Source organism: Pedobacter ginsengisoli, assembly GCF_002736205.1.
Classification (GTDB): domain Bacteria; phylum Bacteroidota; class Bacteroidia; order Sphingobacteriales; family Sphingobacteriaceae; genus Pedobacter; species Pedobacter ginsengisoli_A.
Genome location: NZ_CP024091.1, coordinates 3,518,070 through 3,535,473 on the forward strand (window position 1 = coordinate 3,518,070; position 17,404 = coordinate 3,535,473).

Below are 17,404 nucleotides of genomic sequence, written 5' to 3' on the forward strand. Positions count from 1 at the left end.
TTAACTAGCCCACCAGATTGGCGCCCCCAAAGTTGCCATAATCTACCTGATCACTGCCAGATCGGTTGAACCCACCCATACTCTGAAGGTCATTATAACTAAACCCTGTGCTATTAAGGTTATTTGCCGCTCCCATCAAGCTAAACTGTAATGTATCCCGAAAACTGCTTACAATACCGCTTGCTTCATATCGCTCTCTGGAACCAATTCCACCCATAAACTTGCCAAGGGTACTTTTTTTAACGGCACTTTTTAGTTTCAGGTTGATCACGTTTTGCAAATTGGTCTCATTTATTTTACGGTCAGGATCGTTTTCCCGGTCCAGATAAACCTGAATCTTATCGATCATCTCGGCGTCTAAATTTCTTAAAGCAATGAGCTGGTTGGTACCAAAAAATTCCTTACCATCAATTAGTATTCTGCTGGTGCCCTTTCCGTTAACCAATACCTCACCATTCTCATTTATCTGAACTCCAGGAAGCAGTCTTAACAATTCTTCTACTAAAGCATTTGGGCGTGTTTTAAATGCCTCAGCATTGAACTCTATGGTATCCTTCTTCATTACTACCGGCGACTGTTCTCCTGTTATCACAATTTCCCCAAGGCTTTTACCTGTCAATTTAAGGGTTCCAAGATCAAGCATCCCAGTCTTTAAGGCTATCACTTGCCTGTATGATTCGTATCCTACATAGGAAACAATTAGTTTTAATGACCTTGTTGTTGGCAGGCGCAACAGTTGAAATGTTCCATCATCTTTTGTTACCGTATATGACACAAGTGATGTGTCGCGCGCATTAACCACTGCTACTGTTGAATAACCTAGCGGAGAGCTAGTGGCCGAGTCAATGATTGTGCCTTTAATAGAAGCATTGTTTTGGGCATTGGATACTAAAGTTGTACAAAAAAACAAAAGGAACAGCAATAAGATATTCTTCATGAGAGCGTTATGCGGTTATTTGGTTAATCGTTTTAAAACTAACTCAAGATAGTTTTTTTTTGTGGTTTAGCATATTTCCTTGGCTTGAGTACGTTTCAAATAATTTTACCTCCAAAATCTTGATTTTTTGCTCAAAATTTTAAAATTAATTATTAAAATTAATTTTATAGAAACTATTGTTCCTTGAACAGCGCCTTAGTATATTTGATGAAACAAAAAAGATATGTAAAAGCTAAATATTATGTTTTTGCCAAATCTTCAAAATATTTGAGGCATTTAACACTTTAGAATCTCGATTCAGAAACCTAGGAAATTTCAATCGCAACGAGAGAATAAGTGAAAAGTGCTCACGCAGCTTATTCGTTGTGTGGTCTCCTAGGACCTCTGAATCGGTAAGTGGGGTTCCACGCTTTTTGTGCTAAAGAGGTTTTATATTTTACTATCCCCCTTACCAGATTCCATATAATATCTGCCCTGATCATTAACTATGGAAGTACTTATAACAATTCTTTGCGCGCTAATTCTTTGCCCACCAGGTTGAGCATAATTTAGAAATTTTTGTAAGAAACCTGGGGGTTTATACAATGTTTAACCAATCGTTACCCAATTATTATGCATTGCTTATACAATTGCGAATTGTATAAATGGCATGTAAAAATTGCCTTGTAGACTAATAAAAATCTAAGTACTAATTACTCAATACTAAAAGACTAAAAAATATTACCCGCATGAAAACAACTAAACTAAAATTTGTAATGGCTACCATTTGTTTAAACTTTAGTTATGCGCAACTCAAAGAAAAATCATCAGCACAAAATCAATTACAGTTATATCAATATGGTTTCACCGGTTTTAAAACTAGCTGCAAACCTGGTTTCAGGATTAAAAAGGAAATAGCCAATAGAGGCAAGACAATTGTAGTTCGTAATTATACCGTTCAGCAGCTTTTTTCCATAGCATATGGCGCAGGAACACAATTGGTTCTATGCAGGTTATTATTGATGTAGCGGAACCTAAAAAACTACAGGAGATGAGGTGCTATAAACTATTTGTACCCCAACAGCAAATAGATGCTTTTTATACCATTATGCAGCAAAACCTCCATATGGAATTTCCTTATTGTGCATTAGCAGTAGAACAAAGAGGCAACAAGAACTACTTGATTATAAAAGACATAAATAGCTAGCACATATTTTATGGTAACCGATATAAAGTTATTAGACAAAAATACACTTGCAGAAGTATATATATCTGCTCTCTCTATTGTGTACTGCAAAAATTGAAGTCTCTGAGTTTGAAACCCAATTTATGCAAATTAAAGCAGGCGATGAGTATTGGAATTCAAGAATATTTGATGAGAAAATTGCACAAGTCTTAGATGCGCTTTTTCTTGACGTTAGGGATTACTCACTGGATTATTTATATGACCGCAACGATTTTATTAATGTTAACTTGATCAGTTTCAATGAAGCCGAAGTAAGGATTAAAGCACAAGAGGCTTTAAAAAATTAACTGGATAAAATCAAATAATCAACCCCCAAACCATTCCATAATCTTCTGAGCACTATTAACGATAAAGGAAAATTGGCGAAATGGAACTAATTTTATAGATGTTCAGGATAAAATTAATAGACTAATCGTATATTATTCTTGCTGAATCAAATCTGTGGTCGTAATTGAACACATCATAAATTAAACGGGCAAGCAGGGTTTTGATCTCCAATGCATCTTTGAACTGATCAAAATGATAGTGGTATACCCATTGCTCATTTTCAAGAATGAACCCCAGAGCGCTAATCCCTTTAACATTCCAAAAAATGCTTTGGTAATTGCAATAGTATTCGGGATCAGCATCGAACAGTAAGGTAATTTCAATGGTGCTGCCTTTCAATATAAATTTAGCAAAGGTATCTGGCTTGGATTTAAAATACAGTTTGAAACCACTCAGTACCCCTTTAACCAAGTCAAACATTGCATTATCAATCTCCTGACTATCGTATTTTTGACTTACAACAGCTCGCTGCCATTCATTGATTTTATTTTCTCCTTCACGAAGCTGATCTGCAAAAAAATCCGTTCCTAATCGATCAAAATACTTTTTGTACTCTTCACTAACCATCATCCTTTTCATGTTCTTGGCTTTGCGTTGCTCATCCGAGATACTCCTGTAAAATGGATTTTGTATGCTTTTAAGAATATCGAGTGTGCCATTAATTTTTCTTAATGCCTTACCGTGGTAATGAGCATAAATGTAGTCTTCATCTTCAATATAACTGGAAATCTGTTTTTCAAGTTCAGCCTTCTCCAATTCATAAGCCTCAATTAATTCTTCAAGATCTGATTTCATAAAGAGTTATACATTTTAAATTTACTCCGTTATAACTATCAGCAATTTACTTTATTCTTCTTAAAATTCATTTCTATTGTTATTTGCCTTGCATAAATTCATTTTCACTTTATTGGATATCACATTCTGTGATTTTCAATCCTACAGTTCCTAACTGGTAATCTAAAACATAAAGTCATTTATCTAATCAATCCTTATCTGGCAAATAATCAAAGGGTAATTGATCAGCAATACGTAAAGTAGCCCAGTAACCCTCATGTAGTACGGCTTGCGGGTTTGCCAAGTTTCCATGAGTATCCACAAAAGTTTCAGGAGTTAACATTGTTAAAATAGATGTTACATTTTTTTTCTTCTTGTAAATAACAAATAGGGAATTGTTGAAAGAAAGTTTGTAGTTGCCATTGAGATTAGCGGTCACAACACTATCATACGGCAACTCTTCAGGATAAAGCAAATCATATCCCACTTTACTTCTACTTATTAAACTGCCTGCTCCTGAGAGAACCGTTGTATCTTTGGCAAAATAATTTCTTCCATTCCATTGCATAGTGACTATGGTATCAGTTGATTTGAACTCGTTTTCCTCTGATTTTCGTAAATTAGCTTTGACTAGTTTTTTCATCACAAACCCTTCTTCTTTTGAGGTTTTATTTACCAGCGAGCGCATAAAATGTACTGAAGAACCTAAATATGCTTTCTCTCTGTTGGATTTCCATTTCTTTTGTTCCTTGCTATTTGCAGCGGTCATTTCCTCAAAACGGGTATAACCAGAATACGAGGTTCGGCCGGCATAGTGAACAAAAGAATTTAACTCATAATATATCCTATACCCCAACGCCTGATTTTCAATAATTAGGGGCTTTCCCGCTTGTGCAGTTAAAACATAGGAAGTGTCATTATGATCAAAAGACAGTGTTTTAGGATTTTTGATTGTGCAGTACTGCCCCCCTTTTCCCAAGAAAAACATTTTAAAAAGCAGAAAATATTCCTGCCAATTTGGATTTGCTGTTATCGCCACTTCATCAAGTAATTTCACTCCAGGAGTAAGCTCAACAATTAAATTGGGTATATTATTTTCGCTCAAGTCAGCAAACGCTGAATTATAGCCAATATAGGATACAATTAACTTATAATTTCCTGATGGAATATTTTTTAGCACAAAGCTTCCACTATCAGAACTAATCGTAGCTTTAGTGGTATGGTCAAGATATACCGTCGCCCCAGAAAGCGGCTGATTACTCTGAGCATCAATTACCTTTCCTGTTATTTCCATGGTAGATTGCTGGGAGAACACCATGGAGCAGTTAAAAGAGGTAAACAGTGTTATCAAAAATATCCTCAGGTAGAAATTCAGCAACAACATTACGTAAGAATTTAACCATCAACAATATACACTTTAATCTCATAAATAACTACTGAAACCTGACCCCCAATTTTTAAAATATTTAGTAAAAAATATTTCATATACTAACTCCTAAATTAACTATCATTGCAGTAAATTTAACGATATCAAAAAATGAAAAAAACGCTTATCTTATTAACTCTCCTTTGTTCTAATCTGTTTGTTATGGCACAGTATGAAAATGCCAAACAAGTATTTGAGAGCCCAAAACTAAAAGATGTAGTAAAAAGCCACAAGTTAGTGGCGATTTTGCCTTTTCAAGTTACCCTATCCTACAAAAAACAGCCGAAAAATTTCGACTTAGACGCAAACAAGCAGAAAGAAAAAACGATGGCAGCCTCCATCCAATCGAGCATGTATACTTTTCTGCTTCGCAAAGCCCAAAACTACACAGTAGAATTTCAGGATGTTGAAAAAACGAACATCCTGCTTAAGAAAAAGGGCTTAACAGATTCCCTGGACCTATTGACAAAAGATGAAATTGCAAAAGCGCTTGGGGTTGATGCCGTAATCTCTGGAAAATATGAAAACGAGCAGTCGAGATCTGAGGCTGGCGCAATTGTTACTACCGTGTTGTTTGGCGGACTGGGCAGCAAAACCGGCTCTGGCGCACTAACAATGACTATTAACGAGGGCAGCAATGGCGATCTTATTTGGAGATTTTTTAAAAGCATGAATGATGGCGTGTTTAGTTCCAGTGACGAACTTATTGATCGAATGATGAGGAAAGTATCCAGGAATTTTCCCTACACCAAGTAAAAAGATCTTAAGGGATATTCTACTTGACTCATTTTTACTTTTCAAAAGTCCAGGTTGTTAACAGCAGGTTAATAACCTGGATCAACACTCCCATATGTTGCTACCTTGATAATTAGAAACAACACCAACTCAATATGAAAATTATAAAATCTGATTATCGTTGATAGTATCATATGATACTATCAACGATGAAGGAAGAAGAACTCGGCTACATGGATTTTTTCATTTTAACATTTTCCATTTGATATTCACCAATACTTCTTCCTTGAATTTGGCCATTTTCAATAGCCGGTCTATAATGGATACCTCCATAAAGCCTACTAATGGCTGCTTCTTTAGCGGCCTGATCAAAGGAAGTGAAACCTCTTATTGGCAGTCCAAAATCGACCTCTGTATCGTCTTGAAACTTAAAATTGTCTCCAAATATTTTAGTTAAAACATAGGCAGCAGATGTTGATGCAACACTATGTCCGCTAGGGTATTCCGGGAATGGAGGTGTTTGCAAAATTGGTTGCCAATTTTCATCCATATTAGAGTTTATGAATGTTTCTGGCCGGATATAATTGCTCCTGTATTTTTCGTCCCAGCAACTAATAAATGCATCAAATAGCGCAATGCAGGTGGATGTATATGCAAAGCAACTTTGAGCATAATTAAAGTTTTTCATTTTGCAGGCAATACCAGCAATAGAAATCCAATGTGCACCGGGTGATATTTTTTTTGTAGCATAATTCATATGCCCATTTACATTCAAAAAGAAAGGATTACAATCCCAAAATTTAGCAACATCCAATTGTTCCTTACTTAGGTTTTTACCGATCAGATAAACCTCATTTGCATCCATGTAAAACTCACTCTTCTTATCCTTATTATAAGTGGGAGGCGGTGAGGGTTTAAATTGATCTGCAGTTTTCATACACAATGGCCTTATTTTATTCCAATAGGGCTCAACAGCTGCCATATAACCGGGGGGAGTTGGTGCCCAATTACCCTCTGCTTTGACAATGGTATAACGTCGTAATTTACGTGTTTCTTTATACTGATCCTGATCTACCCATTTTAAAACAGAATCTGACACCTTTTTACCATATAAAATTGAGTTTTGAATTAAGGTATCAGGATATCCTTTTATTTTATACCACGAGAGGATACTGTTTAAACTATCTAAAGCTACCTGATCGGCAAATACAAGCCGTTTTGCAACCTGCCAATATGCGTAGGTAGCTGCTACTGAATAGCTAATTTGTTTTTTGTCGGCATTTGGAATTCCATTAAAGCCATTCAATTGTCCTTTTAAGGATTGAAACTGGTTATTATTCTTTACCTGAATTTCGTATGCGGCAATATTTGCATAAACAAATATTCTGCTCGCAACTGGCGGAGAAAATATATCGCTTACAATAATATCTGAAAGTGCTTTCTGCGATCTATGCAAAGGAAATGCATCATTTTCGTTCTTGCGCCATTGTGCATTGGCGCAGGTGGAAATGCAGAAAATAAATAAAAACAAATATAGTTTCATGATGTTCGTTTTAATTGGCAGCCTTTAAAAGCTGAACGTTATCATTATTTTTAACAACAATAATTTTTTTGGTATCTCCTTTAATCTCAATCATATTTCTAACGTCGCCATCAATATATAATCCCGAATCGTATGGAGCAACTGGTTTAAAATTGCCTTTGCCATCTCCAATTAAAAGTAAACCTAAACTGGCATCTACCTGACCAAGCTGAACCCGATAGGGATAAAAATTTCCGGATAAAAGGATATCCTCTTTTCCGTCCTTATTGAAATCATCTATAACGATGCCCCATGCTCTTGAAAATTGCGCTTCGATTGGAAGTTTTTTAATGGTAAATTTTCCGGTTCCATCATTTAATAAAATTGATGTTTCGAGCTCTTTACAGTAAAATTGCTGACTTTTGCTCAACTGCTCTGGCGTATACAGCTTATCTATTGTTATATCAGAGTAGGAGCTGTAATTTAAAAATCGCTTTTTTAATTGAACCATCTGATCAAGCAGTTCATCTCTGGATGCCATTGGATAGTTTTCTCCCTGAATGTAATAACACATAATTGGATCTAACACGCCATCATTATTAAAATCTGAAGCAAAAATGGTCATTGGTTGCTTACCACTCACTTTAAATTGATTATTTAAACCACAGTTACCTGCTACAAAATCAATTGCCCCATCATTATTCACATCCATAGGCACAATTTTACTCCACATGCCGTCTGAATTTTCTAAACCAGAGTCTTTGTCATATCTTAAAACTCCTTTGTCATTACTGAATTTTTTTAGAGGCATCCAATCTCCCCCTATTAACAATTCCGGATAGCCATCTTTATTTAAATCCTGCCAACAAGCTGAAACAACCATACCAGCGTTCTCTAAATCAGGAGAAAGTTGGTTGGTAACATCGATAAACTTTACTTCTCCTCCCTTAGATTCATTACGCAACAAATAACTTTTACTGCATAACGGGAAAGAGCCGGGCTTACTCATTCCGCCAACAAAAACATCTAAATCGCCATCTTTATCAAAGTCGGCAACACTAATGGCCTGTTTGCTACCCCACATTTTTGGCAATGCATCTTTGGCTTTATGAAAAATGCCTTTCCCATCATTTAGATATAATCGATCCTGATATTCAGGTGAATTCTCATCGTATTCGTTCCCACCGCTTACTACCCATAAATCTGGGGCCCCATCGCCATTTGCATCAAAGAAAACTGCATTCACATCTTCACTGGCTTTGTCCTCATCCCAAGGCTGACTTGATGAGAGACTATAGGTTCCTTCTTTATTACCTAAGAATAATTGACCCGCCTGCCCAATTGCCCCTCCTATAAAAATGTCGTCTATTCCATCTTTGTTAATATCGGCAGTAGCTGACGCCGGGCCGAATTTTGATAGCTGATAAGGTAAAAGCGTTTCGACTTTAAAGTCTATAAAATCATTTTCGTTATGTTTAAACTTTAACCCCGATTCTAACGTATTATCTACAAATAGAGGTTTTGTTTTAATGGTATTTTCTTTTTTGGTTCCTGCCTCTTTCTGATTAATTGTTAATGTCTGGTTCGATTGTACATTTTCAACAAGACTCTCTTTACCATCTGGCCAAATTACTTTAACATAATCTATTTTAGTGTTTTTACCCAAACCAAAACAATTTGTTTGACTTACACTGGATTGATAACCACGTACTACATACTTTTCCTGAAACTGCAGATTATCGTTTGTTTTAACATAAATTTTAGCACCTATAGCTGCGGTGTTTAACCCGGTGCCGATAAGATTAACTTTTAAATAGTTCGATTTTAGCAATTCTGAATTATTCCTATACACCATTACAGGTGAATTTATGTTGCAAACAATTAAGTCCAGATCACCGTCGTTATCTAAATCGGCATAGGCGGCACCATTTGAAACGGAAGGCTCAGAAACGCCCCACTCTGCTGTTTTGTTGGTAAAAGTTAAATCATGATTGTTGGAAAAAATATAATTAGAGATTTTATTTGAGGGCATTTTTTTTACCAGATCAAATGTTTGAAAGTTTAAATTTCCCTGTTTAAGTGATTCTTTTTGTGCATTGGCAACGGTATACTTTAAGAAATCCATATCAGTAAAATCTCTTAAATAGCCATTAGATATAAATAAATCTTTCCAGCCATCATTATCAAAATCAGCAAATAGAGAAGCCCAACTCCAATCAGTATTAGAGACACCTGCCAACTGACCTATTTCACTAAAACGAAGGCTACCATCGGCTGCTACACCTTCATTTAAATGTAACATATTTCTCATTTGCTGGTTATAATAGCCACTGTCAAGTAATAGATGATATTGATCATATTCATCAGGGCCTTTAAGCAGTTTTTGTCTGCGGTTATTCTCTGGCAGCATATCCAGGGTAATGATATCAGGTCTACCGTCATTGTTATAGTCGGCAATGTCTGAACCCATTGAATATTTTGAGATGTGCTTTATTGATTTCCTGATACTTTCAGAAAAAGTCCCGTTTTTGTTATTAATGTAAAGGCAATCTTGTTCGGTGTAATCACTTGAAGTATAAATATCAGGCCAGCCGTCATTATTCAAATCGCTTACAGCTACGCTTAGTCCAAAATTTAAAGCATTGTTTACAATGCCCGAGGTTAAGGTTACATCAACAAAATGTGGTTGATTATTTTTTGAATCATTTCTAAATAAACGGTTCCCATATTTCATATTTGGGGTAGATCGTACCTTTTTGGTATTTAAGAACGGTTTATAAGTTTGATTAGAATGATTTAGTAAGAACATGTCTAAATCGCCATCATTGTCGTAATCAAAAAAAACTGCCTGCGTAGATTGAGTTCCTACTGCATCAAGACCATAAGCTTCGGCCATGTTTTTAAAAACAGGTATGCCGCCTTTTATTCCCTGATTTATAAACAGTTCATTTTTGAGTTTATCATCACGAAATTTCCCGGAATGACAAACATATATATCCGGCAAACCATCTCCGTTTACATCGGCAATACTTACCCCTGTTGCCCATGTACCATTCCCTCTTACACCTGCTTTATTGGTAATATCTTCAAACTTCAAATTACCCTTATTAAGGTATAATTTATAATCTCCAGAATTTGCTGAAAAAAATATGTCGGGTAAACCATCACCATTAAAATCAGCTACTCCAACCCCGGATCCGTTATACAAATACTCATAGTTCATAACATGTAACGAATCCGTTTCAATTACTTTATTTACAAAACTGATATTTGTTTCTTTTGCAGGCAATAAAGTAAATAAAGACTGTTGCCCATTAGCTTTGTTGCCAACCGCAGCTAGCGCTGAGAAAAAAAGTGCTGATAGCCATATCCTTATTTTCATGGTACTTTTAATTAAATCAAGCTAATATCTAATTTGTTGGAAGCGATAAGCCTTTACTTCAATTCTATCTTTTCGTCGTTTTCTTTATAGGGCAAAAACACAAGCAACATAGTCATCATCTCATCGGTAGATTTCATATCATTGGCCGAATAAACATTTCGGGGTGGATTACTGGGATTGTTGGGGTTACTCTTTGTATTATCGTAAGTACCCTCTATTGTTAACACAGAGCCTTTGGGGATTTTCACTAAACTCTTAAACTGATAAATTTCTTGCCATCTAAAATCCCAGGATGGGATTGAAACGAGCTGTATAGTATCTTTTTCTGGTGTTACTGCATATGATTTAAATATCTTACCCAGGTAATGCATATGTGGCCAGATGTATAATAAGGATTGATCTTGAGGCGTGGTAATTTTTAATTCAAACTTTCTTACTGAATCAGCAGGAATGAAAAAATATGGTTCGATAGAGCTTTCGCCTACGCCTGCAGAGCCTAAGCTAATTACTTCTACTTTTCGTTCAATTGGTGTTTTTTTGAAAAAGAAATTTACTCCAGAAACAATGTCTTCATCTTTGGAAACCGGGGCAAAATGTACGGTTAATAATATAACGCCCCGTTTAGGCATAACCCATCCAAAATTATTGGGATAAGATTCATAAGATGTTCCCGGTATCCATCCTCCGTAATAGGTCATTGTTTTTTTAAACGGAAAATACTGTGAGTATTTGGTCCTGTCATCTTCCGTTAAATTTAAATAATCGGCACCCTGTTTAATATCAATATCATCTGCTACAGGGTGAATTGCAAAGTTGGCGTGATGTATTACTTTTTTATTGGATGAAAAGAACTCCATTGCTTCTACATTATTTTCAGTGCCAATATCAAAAGGGATTTTAAAAACAATAAACCGTTCTTTATTATCGCCAATAACTTTAAATGGTTTAATTGTTTGCAAAACAAGATCAGGTTTCCTGGAATACTGAGTGCCTTCAATATAAGTTTTAACACCTTCTTTTGGTGCTTTACTCATATTGCCCATAGGCATTTTGTCGTCAACCCATTTGGCTATAGTAAGTTTTTCTTCATTCGTTAATGATCTGTCATTCTTAAATAATCTGTAATGGTTATCCGGTTTCCAAGGTGGCATATAACCCGATTGTGTTACCTTTTTAATAAAAGAGGCTCTTTTTGCAACATCTTCGTAGGTTAATAAAGAAAATGGAGCTGACTCTCCGGGCCTATGGCAGGACTGACACTTATTTTGAATAATGGGTGCAACATCTTTATAATAAGTTATTTTTTGGGCATTTACATTATTTGTACAAATGAATACGCCAATTGCAATGGTGAAAATTTTTGATAGCATTAAAGATCTTGAACACATTATATATCGTTAATTAGGCATCCAACAGGAATAGTTTTTTTAAATGTTTGTTTACCATCTGACAAGTCCTTTATGGCTTGCTCCAGATATTTTTCGGTAATCACCAACCGCTTTTGTCCGAGCGATGAAGCCCAGTTATCAATTAGGCCGTTATAGGTTATTGCCCCCATTTTATTGATTAAAAAAACTTCAGGCGTAGTAGTTGCCCCTAAATATTTTGATAATTGTTTACCTCTGTCTGTTAATAGATTGAAGTTGATGCCATATTCATTTTTAAGCTCGTTTATTTCCTTTAATGAATAACTGGCGCCGGGAATTATGCCATAAAAACTGATGCCTTTATTAGCATTTTGAAGTTTTACCAAACCAGGTAGATAATTTTTGCATAAAGGACATTCTGGACTTAAAAACACAAAGACTACTGGTGTACTTAAATTAATCTGGCCTGCTTTACCATTCAAATCAATTAATTTAATCGACTTTATTTTTGCAGGAGATATCATCTTTTCCTGAGCTTTTATAAAAACCGGAAAAATGGCTATGGAGAGCAAAAAACTTAATCGAACAATAAATAACTTCATGGCTTTTGATTAAAAAAAGCCCTTAATAGTTTTATTAAGGGCTTTTTAATATAACAATTATTTTTTATCCCACCAAACACGACCAAAAGCATCATTTGGACCGCTTCCAAAATCTGGATTTTTAGCCATTTCTGCAATTGCAGTTTGCTGATTTGCGTAGTTTAAGTTAGTGGTATTTAACAAGTCTATACCTGCTCTACGTGCTAAAGTTAGTGGTGTTCCATTAGCCTTTAATTCAGACCATGCTAAAACTGTTGTAGTATTAGGGAAACCAGTTCTTTTCCACCAAGCCCAAGCTTCTAATGGTTGTCTGAAGAAATCTAAATAAGCCTGACAAGCGATTTGATCAGTAGCTTTTGCCGCATCAAATTTAACTCCAGCTTTGTTATAGTAGGTATCGATTGCAGCAGTAGTTACAGCTGTAAAACCTGTTACATTCGCATCCACCGCTCTATCGCTGTAAAATTGAATAGATCCATAAACACCATTTTTATACCATGTTTCGGCAACATCGGTAGTCACACCGCGGGCTGCAAGATCAGCACGTATAAAGCAATACTCAGCGTAAGTAAGTACTGGGTAAAATCCTTTACCTTTACCGGCACCCTGGCCATCATTTTCATTATAGTTAGGTGTAAACAACCTGTGTTGCAACTGAGATAAATTATCTAAAGTAGCATATAATGGTGCATTTGCTGGTAATTTTGCTTCGTCTGGACTGGTAAAACTTCCCACATAATTTCCTGCTGCATTTGGACGATAATATATAGCTAATCTAGGATCTCCTTTTGCAACCAAAAAATCTAACACAGGTTTACCTGCTGCAAAATTTCCAGGGTTAAAGTTTCCGCCTGCGTCAGCATATGATGGTCCTACCTTAAGCATCCATGAATCATTTGCGTTTGCCATTTGTACTGGATCTGCTAGTACATCTGTTGCAATTGATTTCATTTTGGCTGGATCAACTTTCATTAAACGAATAGCTATTTTCAAACGTAATGCGTTTGCAGCTTTGGCCCAACTTGTAGCATCACCATTGAAATATGGATCGTTTCCACCAAGACTGATCTGGCCTGCAGTTGCTGTTTTCAAAGTAGTTACAGCTGCTTTTAGTTCTTCATCTACTTTTGCAAATACTTGTTGCTGAGTATCATAAACTGGGGTTGTAGTGCCACCATACCTTGCTTGAAAAGCTTGAGTATATGGGATACTTCCGTTGATATCACTCACGTAAAATGCATAATATGATAAGAGTATTTGTGAAATTGCTTTCATATGTACCCTTGCATTTTTATCAGCATCAGGCATTGATTCTATGTTTTTTATACCATCGGCTAAAGCCGGGCCTAATCTGCCATAAAATATTTTACCATAACGCGTATTAAATTGTGAACCGACATTATTAAAATTCAGTCCGTTTCCTGTGGCTAGCGTGCTGTATTGCATCCAAAGGTTTGCTGCACGATACACATCTGCAAAGTACTCAAAATCATCCTGAGACCCTACTGCAGCTCTAAGAAACTGATCTTCGGGCTTAACTTCGTATAGTGTATTAGGGTTTAAATTTGCCTTTACAAAGCTTTCCTTTTTACAACCGCTCATTGCAAGCAAGGTTGAACCCATCAGGAAAAAATATTTTGCTTTATTTATAATTTTCATATCTGTATTATTTAAATAATTAAAACGACGCTCTGATGTTGAAACCTAAGCTTCTAACCAAAGGAAAACCGCCATACTCAGCAAAAGCACCTGCTCTATTGCTAAAAATGCTTTCAGGATTTACACCATCCTTAGCTGTTTTATATAGATAGGCTATATTTCTACCTGTTAAATTTAGACTCAAAGTATTTATTTTTAATTTACTTAAATATTTACTTGGTACTGAGTAGCCTACAGTTACTTCGCGAAGTGCTACCCAAGAATTTTCAAATACAGAATATTCTCTGATACCACTAGACCATTGACTTAAGTTTTCGTAATACGCATACGCAGGTATTGGTTTTAATAAACCTTGTTTAACTGCATCTGCATAGGTCATTCCACCTAAATCTACTCCATTCGCTTTTAGTCCATCGTTTAAAACTCCGTCAGGAATGATACCATCATGTTGTACTACACCATTTGCATCAGTATAACTTACCCCCCTGAAGCTTCATCTCTACCAAATAGTGAATTTGAGAATGAACCATTAGCTGATCCATATTGATGAGTTCCAGAAGCCATTAAACCTCCGATTTTTGCATCAATTTGAAAACCTAAAGAAAAGTTTTTATAAGTAAGATCTTGTCTTGTACTGGCAAGATAGTTTTCCATCATGGTTCCTAAATTTTTTCTGGTACCATCATAATCCTGCGATCTAACAAAAGTATAATACCCACCAGTGGTTCCATAACCTGTGTTACCCAGTACTTTTTTACCGTTACTTGGGCTGGCAATTGGATTACCGCTAGCATCTTTCTTTTGATAATATGAATAGCCATAACCTGTAATTAACGATCCATATTGCTCACCTACTCTGGCAACAGAAGTAATATCGTTACCAAAAGCTAGATCCAAGTCATAATTTTGAACACCAGGTGCTAATTCTAATATTTTGTTTCTGTTACGTGTAAAAGTAACTGATGCATTCCAATTAAAATCTCTTGATTCGATTGGCTTACCGGTTACCAATACCTCAATACCTTGATTTTGGATGTTACCCGCATTTAGAGATTGCGAACTAACTCCTGATTCCTGTGGTAAAGAGAAACTCAAAATTTGATTGTAAGAATTTTTCTTATAGTAAGCAACATCAAAATTTAAACGGTTTTTGAAGAATCCTAAATTGGTACCAATTTCGAACTCCTTAGTTAACTCATTTTTTAAGTTGTTATTTCTAAGAATATTATCACTAAAGCCATAAACCGATTGGTTACCACCGTTAGCATTACTAAAAGTACCATCTTGTAATCTGTAGTAACCGTCAGTATTAGTTAGTTGTGGTCTTGCTGACAATCCTGTATAAGAATATGATCCTCTTAACTTACCAAAAGATAATATTGAGTTATTTTGGAATACTGGTAATTCAGTAAATATCCATGACAAACCTACACTTGGATAAAAGTATGAATAGTTACCGTGGCCGTCTCTGTAAGTAAGTGCTGATGACCAGTCATTTCTTCCAGTGAAATTTAAGGTTAACATGTTTTTCCAGGTAATGTCTCCATATAAATAAACGGCATCTGTACGCTCACCTAAATTTGGATAAGCAGTTGTTGATGCTGGGTTAATGGAATTTGAGATGGAATAAACATCAGGGATTTTAAGCCCGCCATTGGTATTTGATCTGTTATAAAATGCAGAGCTACCAAGGTTTTTCTGATAAGTTTCAGCTCCTAATGAAGCATTTAATTCAAAATCACCTGAAAGTTCTTTGGTTGCATTTAACAATCCTTGAACACGATATGATTTATTGGTATTTTGAGATATTTCGTAATCACCTCCGGCAAAGGCAATACCAGCTCCTCTATTTTTTCTTTCGTAGGCAATGTTGTAAAAGTTGGTATTTGTTCTTACCAAAGCCGAAAGCCAAGGAAGGATTTTAATATTTACATCAATATTTGCTAATAGATTATTTTCCTTTTCGGTTCTGTTATCATTTTGAAGTCCATAAGCAAATGATCCGATTCCATATGGGTCATAACGATTTCTATCAGTAGAACCCAATGCACCACCGCTTACCGGATTGATATTGTTATTTATATAAGTGTTTAAATCAACGTTTCTAGGTTTATAGTATGTAAATGCGAACAAAGGATTATTAGCACTTCCTTGTCTTGCCGGATTCAATGAATTAGACATTGTGTAGTTTACACTCGCATCAATGGAAATTGATTTTGAAATCTCCTTGGTTACCCTAAGTGCAAACGCATCTCTTTTTAAACTATTTCCAGGTTGAACACTTGAGTTATCTAAGTTAGTATAAGCTAAACGATAAGTTGTGTTTTCGTTAGCACCTTCAACCGATACGTTTGTATTGATAAACTTACCGGTATTAAAATAGTCTAATGGATTATTGGCTACCCAAGGTCTCATTACTCCATCTAAATCTTTTACCATTCTACCATCTAACTTAGGTCCGAAAGAATAACCACCTACATAGTAACCTGCTGATTGATCAACAACATCAACCCCATTTGCATCTTTAGCAAATACAGGTGAAATTCCACCTCCATATTGATTCTGAAGATCTACAAATCTATATGCTTTATCAAAAGAGCTAGTTTGAGATACAGTTACACCCAGACCTTTGGTAGTTTTACCCTTTTTAGAAGTAATTAACAATACTCCACCGGCAGCTTTAGAACCATACAAAGCCGATGCAGCAGCTCCTTTTAAAACACTGATACTCTCTATATCATCAGAGTTAATGTTTTTCATGATGTTACCAAAATCCGCAGCATCACCCCATGAATCTGCTCCGGAAGTACCTGGCTCCATCAATATTCCATCATAAACAATTAAAGGCTGTGTATTTGAACTTAGAGATGAATTTCCCCTTATTCTGATTCTAGAAGAAGAGGTAGGACCACTGGCGCCTTGATTAATCATCACACCCGCTACTTTACCTTGTAATGAATTTACCACGTTAGCGTTATTTGCTTGTGATAATTCATTACCACTTACAGCAGTTGCTGAGTAGCTTAATCTTTTCACCTCTTTTTTAACACCAAAGCCGGTAACAATAACCTCAGAAAGTGATTCAGTATCATCAACCATTACAATCGATTGACCAGATGAAGCCGCAACTTCCTGAGTAACTAAACCGATAGATTTAATAACCAATCTAGCGCCCTCTTTTACCGTAAGCGTAAACTTACCTTCGGCATTGGTTGATGTTCCATTTTGAGTTCCCTTTTCGAGAACACTTACCCCAGGAATGGGATTACCAGACGCGTCTTTTACCGTACCAGTAATATTCTTTTGTGCAAAAGCTGTAATTGTTAAAAAACATAACAACAGCAGACTAAAACACTTTAAGTACATTTTTTTCATAATTTTAATTTGTTTAGTATAACATTAGTTTAGGATAATTAGGGACAGTTAATTAATCGTCTTTTATTTCTAC

At 35.8% G+C, this 17,404-nt stretch carries 13 protein-coding genes; 3 read left to right on the forward strand and 10 right to left on the reverse strand.

Features of this window, described 5'->3' with window-relative positions; translation table 11 throughout:
- Positions 1-4: 4 nt before the first annotated feature.
- Positions 5-937: a carboxypeptidase regulatory-like domain-containing protein gene (locus tag CPT03_RS14470; RefSeq protein WP_099439514.1), complete on the reverse strand. Its 933-nt coding sequence runs from the start codon at positions 935-937 to the stop codon at positions 5-7.
- Positions 938-1,665: 728 nt separating this feature from the next.
- Between CPT03_RS14470 and CPT03_RS14475 the strand changes: the two genes are divergently transcribed.
- Positions 1,666-1,944: a hypothetical protein gene (locus tag CPT03_RS14475; RefSeq protein WP_099439515.1), complete on the forward strand. Its 279-nt coding sequence runs from the start codon at positions 1,666-1,668 to the stop codon at positions 1,942-1,944.
- A gap of 226 nt (positions 1,945-2,170) precedes the next feature.
- Complete coding sequence (locus CPT03_RS14485; RefSeq protein WP_157766458.1) at positions 2,171-2,449, forward strand: colicin immunity domain-containing protein; 279 nt, start codon at positions 2,171-2,173, stop codon at positions 2,447-2,449.
- 121 nt (positions 2,450-2,570) lie between these two features.
- Here the strand turns inward: CPT03_RS14485 and CPT03_RS14490 are convergent, their stop codons facing one another.
- Positions 2,571-3,284 carry a hypothetical protein gene (locus CPT03_RS14490; protein WP_099439518.1) on the reverse strand — a complete coding sequence of 238 codons (714 nt, stop codon included), beginning with the start codon at positions 3,282-3,284 and terminating at the stop codon, positions 2,571-2,573.
- Positions 3,285-3,471: 187 nt separating this feature from the next.
- Positions 3,472-4,557: a carboxypeptidase-like regulatory domain-containing protein gene (locus CPT03_RS14495; RefSeq protein WP_157766459.1), complete on the reverse strand. Its 1,086-nt coding sequence runs from the start codon at positions 4,555-4,557 to the stop codon at positions 3,472-3,474.
- Positions 4,558-4,851: 294 nt separating this feature from the next.
- On the opposite strand from CPT03_RS14495, the gene CPT03_RS14500 reads away from it, so the two are divergent.
- Positions 4,852-5,445: a hypothetical protein gene (locus CPT03_RS14500; RefSeq protein WP_245869850.1), complete on the forward strand. Its 594-nt coding sequence runs from the start codon at positions 4,852-4,854 to the stop codon at positions 5,443-5,445.
- Between the two features lie 208 nt (positions 5,446-5,653).
- Here CPT03_RS14500 and CPT03_RS14505 read toward each other — a convergent pair whose 3' ends face one another.
- From CPT03_RS14505 to CPT03_RS14530, 7 genes are all read right to left on the reverse strand, one after another.
- Entirely contained in the window at positions 5,654-6,967 is a 1,314-nt protein-coding gene (locus CPT03_RS14505; RefSeq protein ID WP_099439521.1) for a vanadium-dependent haloperoxidase, read from the reverse strand.
- Positions 6,968-6,977: 10 nt separating this feature from the next.
- Positions 6,978-10,328: a VCBS repeat-containing protein gene (locus CPT03_RS14510; RefSeq protein ID WP_099439522.1), complete on the reverse strand. Its 3,351-nt coding sequence runs from the start codon at positions 10,326-10,328 to the stop codon at positions 6,978-6,980.
- A 53-nt stretch (positions 10,329-10,381) separates the two neighbouring features.
- On the reverse strand, positions 10,382-11,698 hold the full coding sequence (locus CPT03_RS14515) for a calcium-binding protein (protein WP_099439523.1): 1,317 nt from the start codon (positions 11,696-11,698) through the stop codon (positions 10,382-10,384).
- Between the two features lie 17 nt (positions 11,699-11,715).
- Positions 11,716-12,297 carry a redoxin domain-containing protein gene (locus tag CPT03_RS14520; protein ID WP_099439524.1) on the reverse strand — a complete coding sequence of 194 codons (582 nt, stop codon included), beginning with the start codon at positions 12,295-12,297 and terminating at the stop codon, positions 11,716-11,718.
- Positions 12,298-12,354: 57 nt separating this feature from the next.
- Positions 12,355-13,956: a SusD/RagB family nutrient-binding outer membrane lipoprotein gene (locus tag CPT03_RS14525; RefSeq protein ID WP_099439525.1), complete on the reverse strand. Its 1,602-nt coding sequence runs from the start codon at positions 13,954-13,956 to the stop codon at positions 12,355-12,357.
- A 19-nt stretch (positions 13,957-13,975) separates the two neighbouring features.
- Positions 13,976-14,335: a hypothetical protein gene (locus tag CPT03_RS22985; RefSeq protein WP_216641552.1), complete on the reverse strand. Its 360-nt coding sequence runs from the start codon at positions 14,333-14,335 to the stop codon at positions 13,976-13,978.
- A gap of 98 nt (positions 14,336-14,433) precedes the next feature.
- Entirely contained in the window at positions 14,434-17,331 is a 2,898-nt protein-coding gene (locus tag CPT03_RS14530; protein ID WP_216641553.1) for a SusC/RagA family TonB-linked outer membrane protein, read from the reverse strand.
- Positions 17,332-17,404 lie beyond the last annotated feature (73 nt).

Coding starts and splice junctions, on each gene's coding strand:
- CPT03_RS14470 (WP_099439514.1), bottom strand. CDS start 937: ATGAAGAATATCTTATTGCTGTTCCTTTTGTTTTTTTGTACAACTTTA.
- CPT03_RS14475 (WP_099439515.1), top strand. CDS start 1,666: ATGAAAACAACTAAACTAAAATTTGTAATGGCTACCATTTGTTTAAAC.
- CPT03_RS14490 (WP_099439518.1), bottom strand. CDS start 3,284: ATGAAATCAGATCTTGAAGAATTAATTGAGGCTTATGAATTGGAGAAG.
- CPT03_RS14495 (WP_157766459.1), bottom strand. CDS start 4,557: ATGGAAATAACAGGAAAGGTAATTGATGCTCAGAGTAATCAGCCGCTT.
- CPT03_RS14500 (WP_245869850.1), top strand. CDS start 4,852: ATGGCACAGTATGAAAATGCCAAACAAGTATTTGAGAGCCCAAAACTA.
- CPT03_RS14505 (WP_099439521.1), bottom strand. CDS start 6,967: ATGAAACTATATTTGTTTTTATTTATTTTCTGCATTTCCACCTGCGCC.
- CPT03_RS14510 (WP_099439522.1), bottom strand. CDS start 10,328: ATGAAAATAAGGATATGGCTATCAGCACTTTTTTTCTCAGCGCTAGCT.
- CPT03_RS14515 (WP_099439523.1), bottom strand. CDS start 11,698: ATGCTATCAAAAATTTTCACCATTGCAATTGGCGTATTCATTTGTACA.
- CPT03_RS14520 (WP_099439524.1), bottom strand. CDS start 12,297: ATGAAGTTATTTATTGTTCGATTAAGTTTTTTGCTCTCCATAGCCATT.
- CPT03_RS14525 (WP_099439525.1), bottom strand. CDS start 13,956: ATGAAAATTATAAATAAAGCAAAATATTTTTTCCTGATGGGTTCAACC.
- CPT03_RS22985 (WP_216641552.1), bottom strand. CDS start 14,335: ATGACCTATGCAGATGCAGTTAAACAAGGTTTATTAAAACCAATACCT.
- CPT03_RS14530 (WP_216641553.1), bottom strand. CDS start 17,331: ATGAAAAAAATGTACTTAAAGTGTTTTAGTCTGCTGTTGTTATGTTTT.